The 15,538-nt window shown below is 40.3% G+C and carries 14 protein-coding genes; 5 read left to right on the top strand and 9 right to left on the bottom strand.

The genetic code is table 11. The features are described 5' to 3' along the window. Positions 1-96: 96 nt before the first annotated feature. The 3 genes from BN3769_RS11900 to BN3769_RS11890 form a co-directional block, all read right to left on the bottom strand. Entirely contained in the window at positions 97-876 is a 780-nt protein-coding gene (locus BN3769_RS11900) for an SDR family NAD(P)-dependent oxidoreductase (RefSeq protein WP_068470879.1), read from the bottom strand. Positions 877-928: 52 nt separating this feature from the next. Further along, complete coding sequence (locus tag BN3769_RS11895) at positions 929-2,167, bottom strand: hypothetical protein (protein WP_068470876.1); 1,239 nt, start codon at positions 2,165-2,167, stop codon at positions 929-931. Positions 2,168-2,355: 188 nt separating this feature from the next. Further along, positions 2,356-3,165, bottom strand: a complete 810-nt coding sequence (locus tag BN3769_RS11890; RefSeq protein ID WP_068470874.1) for an inositol monophosphatase family protein — start codon at positions 3,163-3,165, stop codon at positions 2,356-2,358. Between the two features lie 448 nt (positions 3,166-3,613). On the opposite strand from BN3769_RS11890, the gene BN3769_RS14815 reads away from it, so the two are divergent. From BN3769_RS14815 to BN3769_RS11880, 3 genes are all read left to right on the top strand, one after another. Beyond that, complete coding sequence (locus BN3769_RS14815; protein ID WP_154017908.1) at positions 3,614-3,754, top strand: hypothetical protein; 141 nt, start codon at positions 3,614-3,616, stop codon at positions 3,752-3,754. Between the two features lie 88 nt (positions 3,755-3,842). After that, positions 3,843-4,526, top strand: coding sequence for a hypothetical protein (locus tag BN3769_RS11885; RefSeq protein ID WP_068470872.1), 684 nt, complete (start codon positions 3,843-3,845; stop codon positions 4,524-4,526). Positions 4,527-4,652: 126 nt separating this feature from the next. Then, complete coding sequence (locus tag BN3769_RS11880) at positions 4,653-5,195, top strand: class I SAM-dependent methyltransferase (protein WP_154017907.1); 543 nt, start codon at positions 4,653-4,655, stop codon at positions 5,193-5,195. Positions 5,196-5,278: 83 nt separating this feature from the next. On the opposite strand, the gene BN3769_RS11875 is transcribed toward BN3769_RS11880, so the two are convergent. The 5 genes from BN3769_RS11875 to BN3769_RS11855 all read right to left on the bottom strand — a co-directional run bounded on the left by BN3769_RS11875 (position 5,279) and on the right by BN3769_RS11855 (position 12,690). Beyond that, positions 5,279-6,493: a hypothetical protein gene (locus tag BN3769_RS11875; RefSeq protein WP_068470870.1), complete on the bottom strand. Its 1,215-nt coding sequence runs from the start codon at positions 6,491-6,493 to the stop codon at positions 5,279-5,281. Positions 6,494-7,102: 609 nt separating this feature from the next. Further along, positions 7,103-8,110 carry a fused DSP-PTPase phosphatase/NAD kinase-like protein gene (locus BN3769_RS11870; RefSeq protein ID WP_068470869.1) on the bottom strand — a complete coding sequence of 336 codons (1,008 nt, stop codon included), beginning with the start codon at positions 8,108-8,110 and terminating at the stop codon, positions 7,103-7,105. A gap of 52 nt (positions 8,111-8,162) precedes the next feature. After that, the gene (locus BN3769_RS11865; RefSeq protein WP_068470867.1) at positions 8,163-9,767 is read right to left on the bottom strand and encodes a peptide chain release factor 3; all 1,605 of its coding nucleotides are present in this window, start codon (positions 9,765-9,767) and stop codon (positions 8,163-8,165) included. A 509-nt stretch (positions 9,768-10,276) separates the two neighbouring features. Further along, positions 10,277-12,109 (bottom strand): ribosomal protection-like ABC-F family protein, encoded by a 1,833-nt coding sequence (gene abc-f / locus BN3769_RS11860; protein ID WP_068470865.1) that lies wholly within the window; start codon positions 12,107-12,109, stop codon positions 10,277-10,279. 143 nt (positions 12,110-12,252) lie between these two features. Continuing rightward, positions 12,253-12,690, bottom strand: coding sequence for an RING finger domain-containing protein (locus BN3769_RS11855; RefSeq protein WP_068470863.1), 438 nt, complete (start codon positions 12,688-12,690; stop codon positions 12,253-12,255). Positions 12,691-12,898: 208 nt separating this feature from the next. Here BN3769_RS11855 and BN3769_RS11850 point away from each other — a divergent pair, with 208 nt between their 5' ends. Further along, a complete protein-coding gene (locus BN3769_RS11850) occupies positions 12,899-13,864 on the top strand; it encodes a hypothetical protein (RefSeq protein ID WP_154017906.1) in 966 nt (321 codons plus the stop codon). Between the two features lie 68 nt (positions 13,865-13,932). On the opposite strand, the gene BN3769_RS11845 is transcribed toward BN3769_RS11850, so the two are convergent. Next, the gene (locus BN3769_RS11845) at positions 13,933-14,334 is read right to left on the bottom strand and encodes a low affinity iron permease family protein (protein ID WP_068470859.1); all 402 of its coding nucleotides are present in this window, start codon (positions 14,332-14,334) and stop codon (positions 13,933-13,935) included. A gap of 146 nt (positions 14,335-14,480) precedes the next feature. Between BN3769_RS11845 and BN3769_RS11840 the strand changes: the two genes are divergently transcribed. Next, positions 14,481-15,518 (top strand): zinc-dependent alcohol dehydrogenase family protein, encoded by a 1,038-nt coding sequence (locus BN3769_RS11840; protein WP_068470858.1) that lies wholly within the window; start codon positions 14,481-14,483, stop codon positions 15,516-15,518. Positions 15,519-15,538: the final 20 nt, after the last annotated feature.

Genomic DNA, 15,538 nt, shown 5'->3' with positions numbered 1-15,538 from the left:
AAACTCCACATTCAAGTTAAAAAGGTAGGCAAGTGAAGAAGGAGGAAAAAATTTCCTCCTAGTCATTAGCGGCTTTAATACAGCCTCTCTGTGGTTTTAAATATCCCGGTGAATCAATGTCGTTGAAGCTTGATTTGTAGGATAAAGAATCAAATCAGCGATATTGACATGCTGGGGTCGCGAGGCAATAAAAATAATGGCTTCTGCAATATCTAAAGCCGTTAGAGGGGTAATTCCGGCATAGACTTGCTTGGCTTTATTTTCATCTCCATAAAACCGCACATTGCTGAATTCCGTCTCCGCCATTCCAGGCGAGATAAGGGAAACCCGGATAGGAGTGGCCACAAGCTCCATGCGCAAAGTATCGGTTAGCGCTCTTACTGCGAATTTGGTTGCACAGTACACTCCTCCTCCGGGATAAGTTCCATGGCCTGAAATACTTCCCACATTAATGATGTGGCCACGGTTAGCTTGGATCATGCTTGGCAAGATCTGCCTTGTCATTGTCAAAACGCCTTTGATATTTACATCAATCATTTCATTCCAAGCATCCGGTTGAACTTCCCATAGCTTATCCATGCCTCTCACAAGTCCCGCATTATTGACCAAAATATGCGGCATGCCAAAGCGGCTTTCTATCCGTTGAATTTGCTCCGCCATAAGAGCATAATCTGCCACATTGCCAACGATCAGAGTACTTTCTGCTTGATAGCGTTGATTTAATTCTCGCTGAAGCTCTTCAAGCCTTTCTTGGCGGCGAGCGACAAGAATCAAGCGGGCGCCTTCTTTGGCAAAAAGGCGGGCTGTTTCTGCTCCAAAGCCAGAACTTGCTCCTGTAATCATGACTGTTGTGTCAGTAAAAAGCTTTGCCTGCATGGCGGGCTCCTTTAACCGTTTTTACTAAATTTTGAACCCAGAGAAAAATACGTCAGTGCTTTCCCCCCCTTTTGACTAGCCTATCCCAGTAGGCTCGCATATCAGGATTGAGGTACATGCGAATGCTTTTATAATCGGGTCCTTGTGAGGGATATTCTGTATCAATAAAGGCAAAAAGCCCTTGATTCGTATAGGCAATATTATCCGGCCTATAACTCGATCCTTTTGCGAAGCTAAGGATGGAATACAGTTCATCTAAGTGATCGGGCGTAATGTAATTTTGCCAGGCATAGTAATTGAGGTCTTTGGGAGCTAGATTCATATCGGTGACTAATAACAGCGCCAAGTGGCGGGTATGTTTTTCGTCTTTAGGAGGAGAAGGGTCTGCAGGTAAAGGGTAAATCCACTTGGAAGCTACGACGAAAAAGCGTATTTGTTTTTTGTTGATGATATAGCGAATTTTATCCGCCCCTTCACATCTGCGTACAAGCCATTCCCAGCTAGGTCGGTCGCGTTTTTCTTTCAATTGATCATCCATATAGGCTTTGACGAGATAGGTAGGCAATGATTTATGCTTGGCAACATAGATAAAGGAACGGGGACGTTTACTGATTATCCTAAATCCCGATGCTTTAAATGTGTCTTCATTGACTGTTGCTCTTTTCCTTAAAAAGATCGCATCAAGGTTATCCTTCATGGGATGCTTATCGGGAATGATATAGGGACGCATGCGTTTCTTTATTTTATTAGAAAGAACGCGGTTTTTCTCGAAATCGACATTTTGAGCCCGAACTCTTAGACTAGCAGCCTGACCGGAAGAATTTAAATGATCAAAGCCCTGTTTGCTCTCACGGTCAATGGCTTCTTCCCATAGACCGGACAGATAATTAAAAGAATCGGAAAACAAGCGTTCGGCTTGTTCGCTCTCTCCCATTGAAAGGTGGTGTTTTGCCTGATGATAACTTTCCTGGGCTTTTTCAAAGCGATATTCACGTCTAATTTGCTCGGTTGTCGCTTTTTGGGAGTAAAGGGAATGAGCAATCTTGTCCCACAAAAGACTGATTTCTTCTTCCGAGAAAGCAATGCCATCTGGCTCTTGGCTCGCATCTAAGGAGTCTTTAAGTTCTTTTATATGAAAGCTCAGCGAAGCTAAGCCATAAATATATGAGTGCTGATCCTCTTTAGCCTCTAATATAATCGAGGAAGAGGAATGAGCAAATAGAGGCGTTGTATGAAAGGACAATCCCGAAAAAGCGAGACATAAGGTTAAAATGGAAATTTTTGAGCGCATGATAGACCGTGAAAGGTTAAGATTCAAAAAAATTAACTTAAGACTTTTAGCATATTTGTTTTTGGACGGCAACGTTAAATCACGATGCTTTGAGGGTGAAGGATATTTTTGTTTGTTATAAACCTCTAATAGTCATTTATTTACTGAGATTTGAGTGGGGTTAATAGAAAGATGTGTTCGAAAGAAAATTAAATAGAAGGATGGGTCAGATATTTTAATAAGGGTTCGTGAAGAGGGGAATTGGTTGCCAAAAGGCTAGTTGTACTGGTTAGTTGTCGAGCTTGGCGATCATAGTAGGTGATTTTGCCTTGCGCTTCTTGAATGAGCAATTGACCGGCAGCCCAATCCCATATATATAGGTTGTTCATCCAAAACCCGTCCAATTTTCCAGCTGCTACATAAGCTAGGGCAAGGGAGGCGGATCCTAAATTGCGCAAAGTAGCGCCCAATTGGGTTAATTGGGCTAACTGCTCGATGCATAAAGTAGGATGGTCTTTGACATCATACGGAAATCCGGCTCCAATGAGAGCATTTTCGATGCGGTCGGTTGTACTGACGCTTAGACGTTCTCCATTTAAATACGCTCCTTTTCCTTTTTCAGAAATAAAAAGCTCATGGGTTAAAGGCTGAAAAATTACCCCGCATAAACACTCTTCCTTATAATAAGCGGCGATGCTGATGCTGAAAAGGGGGATATGGTGGGCAAAGTTAGTCGTTCCATCTAAGGGATCGATAATCCATAAGATGGTTTCTGCTCCAACTTGCGCAGACAAGCCACTCTCTTCTGCTAAAAAAATATGAGTGGGAAAATGCTCTTTAATAAAGGAAATGATGCAGGCTTCGGAAGCTTTGTCAAATTCCGTTACAAAATTTTGCCTTCCAGACTTTAATTGAATTTGATAAGACGTCCCAAATCCCTTTCGAAGAATTTCTCCGGCCTTTAGAGCCGCTTGTGTGGCCACAAATGTCAAATAAGATAAATCAAAAGAGAAAGCCATATGGAACCTATTATTCAAGCAGATTGTTTGCTAGAGCTGGCCGGAAAAAGTCATTGGCTGCTGCTGCGAGTTAAATCTGAAGAGCGGAAAACCTCATCAAACTCAGGTGAATAAGCCTAACTCTATCAAGTTAGCTTAACTTTTATTTGATTAATAGATGAAAGACAATCTTTTCAAGACTAAAAGGCGAAATTCAATTTTGAATTCACTTGTGTATAAAGGCGATTTAAATTTAAATATGACATCTCTAATGACTTATATGCTTTTTTAAATCGATGTTGTATGAATAACCGCTTTTATCTATTGTCAATTGTTAGGGCAGAGAGTGTGGTCCTCTGAGAGACCATTGTCGAATTGCTAATTGTCTGTGAATTCGATGATAGTCTCTGAGACTTAGGATGTAAGTAATTTTAGGTTATTTAAACGTCTATAATCAGGAGAGTGTACTATGCCTTCAAAAGAAGATGGACGCAAGCAAGCCGCCCGAAAAGGTGGACAAGCATCGGCAAAGAGAAGTCATGAGGAAAAATCAGCGGCTTCTAAAAAAGCTGTAGAGACGATGCGTGAGCGCGAAAGAGGAAAAAAATAAAGAAGTATCTAAGTTTGAAGAGTTAAAGGTGCTAGATTAATGGCCCGCCTATATATAGTTAAGTAAAGCATTAACAAGAGGTTTATTAATGGCTTTCAAAACAAACCGTAAAGACAATCCAGCTCGTCAAAACCCTCGAGCTTCCACTCAAAAAGCATACCAAGAGACGTCTTCTCAGATTGCTCAGAGAGGAAATAGGACTCGTCATACACAAGAGGAAGATGATGAAGAGGCCCTTTCTCAAAGAAATAAAGAACAATCACATGACTTATCAGAAGGCTTATCCTCCAACAGGGCTTTTCAGGAAAAAGCAGGAGCGGCCAGACGTTTAACAGGTTCTCATATAAATGCTGCCGATGAAGACGAAGATTACGAAGATGAGGACGATGAAGACGAAGATTACGAAGATGAGGACGATGAGGATGAAGATTACGAAGATGAGGACGATGAGGATGAAGACGAAGATTATGAGGATGAAGACGAAGATTACGACGACGATGAAGATGAAGATGAAGACGAGACTGAAGAAGATGTCTATCAAAAACCCTTCAAGAATCCTTCAGGACGCAGCCCTTACCAATTAAATGAACGGGCGAATAAGCCGCAAGGCAATCGCCTAAACTCTAATTCGGAAGAGGATGAGACTGATGATAAAGAAGAAGGAGGGCGCATGAATAATACTCAGACAGCCCGCCAAGCTAATCAGGCATCCCAAAGATGCAATCGGGATAATTCCAAAGATTCTAAAGGATGCGGTTGCAATAGAAGATAGATAAATAAAGCCAGGTACGCCTGGCTATTTTTTTGAATAGCTGTTTTCATTAAATTTTCAGAAATTTTGCGGAAGCGCTCCTATCTCTGGAAGAAAAAGGAAGGCTTTTGAGCGAATACAAAGCTTATGGCTGCAATCCTATTTTTAATTATCCTATTTGCCATTTTAGCTAATATCCTTTGGTATTCTTTTCGTTATGGAATTACTCCAACCCCTACTTCCTATCAAGTCAAAAAGGTCGTTCTTCAATCCCTGCCTGTCCCTAATAAGGGAACGATTATGGAACTAGGATCGGGCTGGGGCAATTTAGCCTTTAGCTTGGCTAAACATTTTCCCGATCATCAAATAGAAGCATATGAAATTTCTCCTTTTCCTTATTTGATCTCTAAACTCCTAGCAAAACTAGTTGCTTATCCAAATCTACGCTTCATCAGAAAAGACTTTTTCACTTTCCCATTGCATGAGGCTTCTTTAATTGTCTGCTATTTGTATCCAGGTGCAATGCGAAGGCTAAAAGATAAATTTGAAAGAGAATTGCACGCGGGAACCTATATTATCAGCCATACATTTGCTATTCCAGGGTGGACGCCTATTAGGATCAGGCATGCCCATGATTTGTACCAAACACCTGTATTTGTCTATCAAATAAAGAAGAGTGAACCGAATTAATCTAGCTACTGAAAATGGATAGGATTTAAATCAAGAAAAGAAGCGCGCAAGAAGAGTTGAATTCTTGCGCGAATATTTGAAATTTAGATGTTAGAAGGATCTGGCTTTATCGGCTCAACGGTAAGCATAGAGGGATAGTCTTTAATAAAATCTGATAGCAGAGGCGTGGTAAGGGCTTCCAAATCAATTTGCCTGTCTTTGTTATATTTAATTTTATAGCCATGTGCATGATAAATCGAGCCCTCTAGCCATTCTCCAATAGAAGCTGATCCACGTTCCGTGGGCATGCAATTGGCAAAATAATGACGGAATAATCCCGAGGCCGCTTGCAGATCTTCTAGCTTATTTGTTTCGCAAAGAACGGCATTGGCAAAAAGCAATGCGATTTCTTGCAAGGTTTCATCGATAAGAAAATTATCTTGGTGAATGACCATGACTGTCGAGTATTTTAACATGCGGTCAATGGGAGGTTGTTGGAAATCGCGGTAGAGCCAAGTCAGATACTGGGTCATCGCATACATTTTCCCGTTCACAAGCAAGCGAGATGTTCCTAAAGCAAAAAAGGACTTTAAGTTTCCTTCGTTTCCAATCAATTGGACTTCTCCCTTCAGCCCTTGTTTAACAAGAGGAGAGGGAAATTCTTTCTGCAAGTCCAGTAAAAGATTTGCCATTTTCAAACGTTTATATAGGTTCAAATCGTTTTGTTTTAATAATTTAATGGCATTTTTTAAAGACTGCAACTCTAACTCGGAAAGGCTTGTTTGCTCTCTTTTTGTTAATAGATTGACGGGGAAATCTTTTGGAAGCTCTTCCTGTGAAATTGGGATGCGCCATCTCAATGAATCAAGTTCTTGAATTTCAAAGATTTCTACTTCGAAGGACGACGTGTAGCCTAAGTAGGTATTCTCTATTTTTTTTTGTTGCTTGGCATGATTTTTGGTTTCAATAGGCATGCCTTGCATGGTTAAAGAAAAGAGCTTTAAGATTTTGGGATTGTATGCCTGATAAATATCATCCAGGTAGGTATGATAAAAATCTTTTATTCCTTCCTTATCTCTACGGCGTCCAAATTGCTCAGCATAAGGTGTTCCATGTTCCCTGGCAATTGCTTGACGTTCTTTTTGGAAGTTCTCTAGCAAAGTGAAGAAAAGCGTCGCAAGGGAATCTTTAGCTGTCTGCTGAATTTGTTTGCCTCCCCATGCAATGAGAGCTTGAGTTCGGTTCACATAATCGCTTTGCCGGCCGCCAAATCGATCAGGAGCGCGCTCTGTCATATAAGAAGAAAAAGAAGATGTCATTAGTTGTTTTCCTTAATTAATAAGTATTAAATGAGAAAGCTAGATTTAATGAAAGAAAAGCTAGATAATCCAATTGGAATTAGCTTTTATTTAACTGGTAAATTGTAATAAAGAAATGGATAAAGTGTATAGTTAAAAATTATTGAAATGACGCGGATACATCAAATTTTCTTGACCGCTAAGAAGCCGTTCTAAATCCATAATAGCTTATAGTACAGATTGCATTCTTCTAAGGGAAAAAAACGCAAACTCGGTCATTAGCGGTTTTAAGAAATTTTCTAAAAAATGGTGTACGCATAAGTATGAGTTGTATGCTGCATTTAGTTATAAACACGTACTCAATATGGATGGGATTTAATAAAAAAGAATGGCAGGAATAATAGAGCGAATGAATTCTCTAGGTTTGCCTCTTAAGAAAAAGCTAATACGATTTTATTTGTGACTATCGAAGATGAAGAACCTTGCCGGTTTAGCCCTATCTTTTCCTGCTCATCAGTAGCTAGCTGATGAACAAGAAAATTTTACATACGCCTCGATTGTAAATGAAAATTTGACTGAGAATGCAGGAGGGGGCTAAAAAGTAGAATAAAAGGAATAATAGCCCAGACCTTATTTAACAAGCTCTTCTTCAAGAAAGTCGGCAGACTCTTCTTGCGTCAGGCAATTTCTGCCGTCCGGATTTTTTCCTTGCTTTTCTAGCATATATAAAGACCATGTTTTATCCCAATTGCCGGAATAAAGACGGCAATATTCGTAGAAATCCTCTAAAAAGCGGAGGCGAAGGATCGCATAAGGGAGTTTCCAAGATGTTTTTTCAGAAAGATTTTGAAAATTGAGGCCCCCGATAGACCATTGTCTTTTGAGAATATCGTCCAAACCGACTGTTTTGGCATTTTTAATCATATCAAACATGGCCATAAAAGTTGTGGTCCGTCCTACTCCTGCAGCACAATGCATGTGCAGCCAATAATCTTTTGGAAGGTTGCGAACAAATGATATAAAAAGATCGACGGCTTCATCGGTTGGTTTAACATGATCTGTCACAGGGATGCGGATATAATGCACCTGATAGCGATTGGCTATTTCTCTTTCGGTTGCTATATTAAACACCCTGAAGGGAATTTGCTTGACTTCCGGAAGCTTATTTCCGGTCTTGTCTTTTTTTACGATAAGGTTCAGCGAAATTGTTCGGCGCTTTAAGCAATCTTGCAGTAAGAACCTTTCATTCCGCAGAATATCCTCTAAGGGTTTGCCTACATTATCCCAATCTCTAACTCCATACCAGCTCACTGCTGTGCCATTTAAAAAGCCATGATATTCCTGCCGCAAATCAATGATGAAGAAATGCGAAGGATAGTTTAAGTGATTCAAAATGGCCCCTAAGGCATTTTCGGAAAATTGGGCGCTGCCGGATAAATTTAAGGAATTCAACCCCTCACGAGAAAGAGCCAAGCTTTTAATTTTAAAAGCGTCTTGTGTCGTTCGAAAATTGCGCGGCAAAGCAGCCTCGTTCTTCATATTTAAAATCAAGAGCGATTTTTCTTCATTGGAAGCTGCGTATGAAGAGGCCCACGTAACGGCAAAGAAAAGAGAATAGAAGAGTATTTTTTTTAACATAGTTCTTATCTAATTAATCATGATTTATAGCTTGAGTCTAAAGGACATAAACCTAAGAAAGAATATCCACTAATTGATGCTCAGGATTTTGCTTAATGGCATATTGCTTTTCCCATTGTTCGCCAAATAGGACGATTGGACGATTCAATCGGTCTTGAACAATCAAAGCTGTTGTTGTTTTCTTAAAAGTCTGCAAATCGCCAATCAACCAAGCACTGCATTGATAAGGCAAGGGAGAGAGGAGCGTATCCACTCCATATTCATCTTTTAAACGGTATTGCATCACTTCAAATTGGAGCTGTCCCACAGCTGCAAAAATCAAATCTCCGCCTAAATCATAAGGATATAATAGTTGAATAGCCCCTTCATCGGTCAATTGCAAGACTCCTTTATCAAAGGATTTACGTTTGCCGACATCTTTAGGTTGAACGCGAGCGAAAATTTCGGGCTGAAATTGAGGCAGGGGTTTAAAATTAAAGCCTCCCGTCAGGGAAATCGTATCTCCGATGGCGAATACGCCCGGGTTGATCACACCAATAATATCGCCTGCATAGGCGACATCTAGTGTCGTTCGCTCGCCAGCTACCATGCCATGAGGGCGGGATAAACGCACCTCACGTCCTAAACGGTGGTGCTTGACGACTAAATCACGCTCGAATTTACCTGAGCAAATGCATAAAAAGGCCATGCTATCGCGGTGCCGTTTATCCATGTTTGCCTGCAGTTTAAATACATACGCGCTGAAGGGGGTATTAACAGGATCAATTTCAATATCTTCTCCCTTATCATTGTGCGCTAACCGCTTATGAGGAGAAGGGGCTAAATGGATAAAGGCATCGAAAAAGGGTTCCACACCGAAATTCGTCAAGGCGGAAGCAAAAAAGACGGGGGTGACTTCTCCAGCCAAGAATTTCTCTTGAGAGAAAGGATTGCCGGCTAGGCCTAAAAGCTCCAGTTCTTGTAAGAGCGTTTGAAATGGCTCTTCTCCTAAACGGTTTTTAACTTCAGGATCATGTAGCGGCAGACGAGTAATGGCAGCCTTTTGGGATCCGCCGGGTGAAGTCTTTGTAAAAAATAAGCATTCTTCCGAGGCCATGTCCACAACACCGCAAAAATCCTTTCCGGTTCCAATCGGCCAATTCAGCGCACAAGAGTGAATTTGCAAGACATTTTCCACTTCTTGCATGAGATCGAGGGGATCGCGGCCCGGCATATCCATTTTATTGATAAATGTTAAAACCGGAATTTTGCGCAGACGGCAGACTTCAAAAAGCTTACGCGTTTGCCTTTCCACCCCTTTGGCAGCATCAATCACCATAATTGCGCAATCGGCAGCTGTTAAAGTGCGATAGGTGTCTTCGGAAAAGTCTTCGTGACCGGGAGTGTCCAACACATTAATGATGGCATCTTTATAAGTAAATTGCATAGCGGAAGCTGTAATGGAAATGCCTCGCTCCTGTTCCATCGCCATCCAATCCGAAGCTGCAGCCTTTCTGCCCTTGCGACCGCGCACCATTCCTGCTGTATGAATCATACCCGAGTAAAGGAGAAGTTTTTCTGTCAAAGTCGTTTTTCCGGCATCGGGGTGGCTAATAATGGCAAAAGTACGCCGTTTCTGGCAGGCTTCCGAAATCATTTGTGAGTCTGGCAATGTCATACATTCCTGGATTAATGAAAGATTTAATAATCGGTCAAACTGGGCATTGCGGGCTTTCTTAGAGGGAAATTAAAACCGCTAATAATCTGGATTTGAGTTCTTTTCCCCAAGGAGAAAATCATTTCAAATACCAGCCATGATAAGGGATTTAACACCCGCTTACCGCAATCAAGACAAAAAAAGAAAGCTAGTAGCCCAAGTTATTAAAAGCACTCTACTATTGAATCAATTAATTTCATGGTTAATTTGTTTATTATAATGATTGATTATATTTAAATCATTAAATAATTTATTTAAGAGGGATTTTTTTTAGAGATTATCATTGAATTCCTAATGGCCTGGATTCAAAATTTTTTCTTAGAGAGCGTTAAAACCGTTAAGAGTGGTTCTTGAAAAAGAAGGAAGCCAACCTCATCTGCTAGTCGCTTAGCCTCTTTAGTCTAGCCAGCCTTTTTTTGCTCTATGCCTTTCAAATTTGAGTTTTAACAGCTAAAATAATCTTGAATGAATTAAACGGGCGCATTTTTCGATTCAAGTTCTTCCCATCGATGAAAAAGAGCTTCAAGGGCTGTATGCTTTTCATCCAACGTCTGACACGCTTGTTGAAGCTGTTCAGGTTGTCCTGCAATTAGGGGATCTTGAATCTTTTTCTCTAATTGTTCAATTTCTTGTTCGACTTGCAAAATTTTACTTTCAATTTGTTCCCACTCTCTTTTTTCAGAATAGGTCATTTTCTTTGCTCGATTCTCCGTACGGTTTGGAGAAGGAGGAGAAAGCGTTTTTGCAGAGTCTTTTTCTTTAGCGGAGAGATCGGACAATCGTTCTTTTTGCTGAGCTTGAAATTGTTCCCATTGCCGGTAATCGGCGAACAAAGTTGTATCGCTCTGCGTGCCGAGACCGAGAATAACTGTCGAGATTTGATCTAATAAATAGCGATCGTGGGAAATTAGGACAATGGCTCCTGGAAAATCCATTAAGCTGTCTTCTAAAAGCTCGAGCGTAGGGATATCTAAATCATTCGTCGGTTCATCCAATAATAGGATATCGGCAGGCTGGAGCATCAAACGGGCGATGTGTACGCGTGCTTTTTCTCCCCCTGAAAGCTGGCCAAAGGGAAGATCGAGACGATCTGGGCTAAAAAGGAAGCGTTTACACCAGGAGTTGACGTGAATGGATTGGCCGCGGTAAGTGACTGTTTCTCCATCAGGCGCTAAAGAGCGTCTAAGGGAGGTATCGGGAGGCAATTGGGCGCGATGTTGATCGAAATAGACAATTTTAATTCCATCGGCGTACTTAATAGTTCCCTTGTCGGGGGCAAGTTCTCCTTTTAGCAAACGCAAGAGGGTTGTTTTGCCGCTTCCATTCAATCCAACGATGCCTAAGCGCAGTCCCGGAGATAAGGTCAGATTTACTCCGGCAAAAAGCTGACGCTCTCCCATGGATTTGGTCAAATTGGTCGCTACCAACAGTTTTTGCGTATCCCTTTTCGTAGAAGAAAAATCAATTTGGCTTTTGCTGTCTTTATTACGGGTTTGGATGTCATCCAACTCTTGAATAAGCCTATTGGCTTCCTGAATACGAGACTGCGATTTAGTGGTACGTGCCTTGGGATTTTGCTTGAGCCATTCAACTTCCCGTCTCACTTTGGAGGCTAATGAACGCTCCTGCTGAAGCTGGCCGCTGAGAAATTCTTCGCGCTTTTCTAAAAAAGCACTATAGGACCCTTCAACGCTGAATAATCCTTTTGGATAGCTTTTATTTAATTCCATCATGCGCGTTGTAATATGCTCTAAGAAATAGCGGTCGTGGCTGATGACAATATAAGCAAATGAAGCCTGCTTTAAAAACTCTTCTAGCCACAAGACCCCTTCAAGGTCTAAATGGTTAGTCGGTTCATCCAAAAGTAAAATATCCGGCGAGCGGACGAGTTCGGCGGCTAGCGCTAGGCGTTTTTTCCATCCCCCGGAAAGGGTGGAAGCCAATCTTGTCGGATCTTCGAATCCAAGCTTGCTCAATGTAATGATGGCTTGAATGCGCTTTTCCTCGCGGCTTAACAGATGCTCTTCGGTTAAAGCCTCTTCGACAATATCTTGCACACTTTTTTCGGGAAATACTGTTTCTTGGGGAATATACCCGATACGCAATGATCGATTGCGGGCGATATGGCCTTCGTCCGGATTCTCTAAATGGGATAAAATTTTTAAAAAAGTGGATTTTCCGGATCCATTTGGCCCGATTAACCCAATTTTATCCCCGCGAAAAATGCCAAAGCTAATGTCTTTGAATAAGAGGCGCGATCCAAATGATTTGCTGATTCCTTGGCAACTAAGAAGTAACGTCATATAAATAAAAAAATAATAAATAATTGTTGAGATTTGATTTATTATAACATCAACTATCTTATAAAATAAATAGTTTTCTTTAAAATTATAGGGTGTAGAAATTATCAGAGTTGTCCGGTCATTAGCGGTTTTAAGAAATCCTTTCAGACTCGCATGCGCATGCCATCTCCATAGGCATTTCCGTAATCAGGCTCGACAGAAAAAGAATGATGTCTAGTTGATAGAGAAAACCCTTGTATGGCGCTTCCCAAGCTTGGACTTGGCAGTTGATTGCTAGAAAAACAGTTGAAAAGGACGGGGATTCTCATACATCCCAGAATGCTTTCACATACATGAGAAATCATCTCGTCTAAAGAAGGGCAGCCTTGGTTTTGATTTTTTTTCACTATCACTTGCCGACAATTGGGACAAGTAGGCAATTGATTTTTATAAGCCTGCGCATCAAACCATTCTTTTATACAGGAGCGATGAAAAATATGCGTGCAGATAAGAACTTTTACGGTTTTATCTGCTTGATAGTCGGCTATTTGAGGATAGGCAGGCAAGGACTGTATGCAAATTGAGCAGTCTAGATTTGACATAGAGTTTTTCCCATAAATGGTTAGCAACGTGCGTCTGATTCATAATGACCTAGATTCAGACTAATCTTCAATATAAGCCATTAGCTATTTTTAAAAAAACTCTTGATTATTCTTAAAAAGAAAATAATCTTAAATGATGGCAAAATGATTGATGTTAATTATTTATTTGGAGTATAATTTTAGTATTAAATTAATACTTGAAATTATTATGACAACTATTTTTTCTTCCAATTTTTATCAACAAAACTTTTTTTTAAATGAAGTAAAGCCATTTATTGAAAATGAGATGGTTGATTTAGTGTTATCTTCCCGGCCAGACTCTTCTCTGTTTAGTCGAATTAGAGCTTTTTTCCTTTTCAAGCCGGATTCCGATTTATTTGCCATCAGTCAAAAATTAAATGAAATTTTCGATGAAATAAAGAAACCCAACTCTGAAATGGCTAGAAAATTGATCGAAGAATTGCATCGAGAAGGAAACACAGGTTATCAAAATTTACTCTCCAATTTGGAAAGCGTAAAAAGAGTGTTTCAAATTGAGAATAAGCGCTCGTCTTTTGCTCGTTTTTGTTTATCGATTTCAAATATATTTAGAACGATTTTTAACTATCCGTTGCTTCAAGAGCCGCAGCATTCCCTTATTTCTTATAGGCAATGGAAGGACGTCTTAAAGCCTCTTAAGCGGGAAGCTTTTCAATTAACAGCGGAAGAAAGCAATCAAACTAAGTTTTTTATGGAGATAAAAGGTCCTTCTCCTGTGTCTTTAACAGCAGAAAACATGAATAAACTGCAGTGTGGATTTATACCTGCGCTTATTTTTGAACATGGTTCAAACAAGTATAGGCTAAACTATAAAAAAGATAAGCAGGCTTTTCATTTGGGGTTAGTTTCTGGGCCAGAACCGAGATCCCTTAAGGAGTCGAGAGTGTTTCTAAATCCTCCCGCTGAATTTGTCAATAAGGGGCCTTTGCGTTATTCTGTTGAAATAAAAGGAAATCGAGAGGACTGGGAAGGGACGGCAAATTTATGGATGGAATGGGAATTTAAAAAGTCTTTCTTTCAAGGATCTAGCGGTTCATTTAAATCATCCGGTCATCTTGTTCTTGAAACGGATACAGACTATACGCTTTCTTGCGAGGGAGAAGCGCCTCTTATATTGACTTTGAAGCAAAAATAAAATTGAACAGCAAAGAAACAATCTATCAAATCGCAAAAGAATAGAAAGGGATAAGCCTAAGGTTTTGGCTAGATCCCATTCTCTTTAATTTTAATTTTTTGTGGTTTTTCCTGAATTTTATTTAATAATTCTTTTTTAATCGCTTCCAGTTCTTTTTCTTCTCTCTCTTCTATTGCGATTAAGGCGTTTTCCGCTTCTTTATTACTTCTAATTAACTCGTCTATTTTTAAGTGCAAAGCCTTGCTTTCTCGATTCTGAGTGTTTTGAATAATAAAGACCATGAGAGAGGCATTAATCGTAGCAATTGTATCGATCGTCAAAAGCCACGAGTCTGAAAATCCCCAGATAAATCCAATAACGGTCCAAAGAAACAATAAAAAAAGAGCGATCACAAAAGAGATGGGCTTGCCGGCCATTTTAGCCGACCATGCTAAAAAACGGGACAGGGAAGGAATGTGATAGCTTTCCATGAAAAACTCCTTAAATGAATTGATCTAGAATGGTATAGATACGTTTTCCCTATAAAATAATTATAATTTAAACTTGAATTATTAGAAAAATTTTCCTAATCTGAAAAATTTAACGGCCAAGCAAAGAATAAATAAGGGCTAAGTGCATGAAGGCATTGGTGTATAAAGGGATAAATCACATCAGCTTAGAAGATGTCCCTAAGCCTGTCTTAAAGCATCCGACCGATTGCATTGTCAAAATTGTTAAAACAACCATTTGCGGAACCGATCTCCATATTAAAAGAGGAGATGTGCCATCTGTGGAAAGCGGCCGTGTCTTAGGACATGAAGGAATAGGAGTAATTGAAGAGGTCGGGAAAGGGGTAAATAACTTCAAGGCAGGCGATAAAGTCTTGATTTCTTGCATTACTTCTTGCGGGCGCTGTGCATTTTGCAAAAAACAAATGTATTCCCACTGTGAACAAGGGGGATGGCTACTGGGAAATAAAATAGATGGGACGCAGGCCGAATATGTGCGCATTCCTTTTGCAGATACGAGCCTCCACCCTACTCCTCCAGGAGCAGAAGAAGAGGCGCTCGTTCTCTTTAGCGATGTTCTGCCAACAGGATTTGAAACAGGCGTTTTAAAAGGAAAAATCAATCTTGGAGACGTTGTTGCCATCATTGGAGCCGGACCTATCGGCTTAGCCACTCTTTTAACTGCCCAATTCTATTCACCTTCTATGCTTATTGTGATCGATAAAGAGGAAAGTCGCTTAGAAGTCGCCAAGCGGCTAGGGGCCACTCATACCATTTTGGCTAATGAGCAGGTGGTGGACGGTATCATGAGGCTGACAGAGCGAAAAGGGGTAGAGGTGGCAATCGAAGCAGTCGGTTTGCCCGAAAGCTTTGAGGTCTGCCAATCCATTATTGCTGTTGGCGGGACAATTGCCAATATTGGCGTGCATGGAAGAAGCGTCAGCCTGCACTTAGAAAAATTATGGGATCAAAATATCACTTTAACGACAAACTTAGTCGATACGTATTCTATCCCTTTATTATTAAAAATGTTTATGACTGGAAAGCTTAAGCTGTCCGGATTGATCACTCATCATTTTATGTTAAATGAAATTTTAAAAGCGTATGCGATATTTGAGAAAGCGAATCAAGAGCGGGCTTTAAAAGTCCTTATAGAAAATAGATAAATTTAAAATTCAATGTGAAT

This window comes from Candidatus Protochlamydia phocaeensis, assembly GCF_001545115.1.
In the GTDB taxonomy this organism is placed as follows: Bacteria; Chlamydiota; Chlamydiia; order Chlamydiales; family Parachlamydiaceae; genus Protochlamydia_A; species Protochlamydia_A phocaeensis.
The sequence above is the reverse complement of the archived record's forward strand: the minus strand, read 5'-3'. Positions and strand labels throughout refer to the sequence as shown.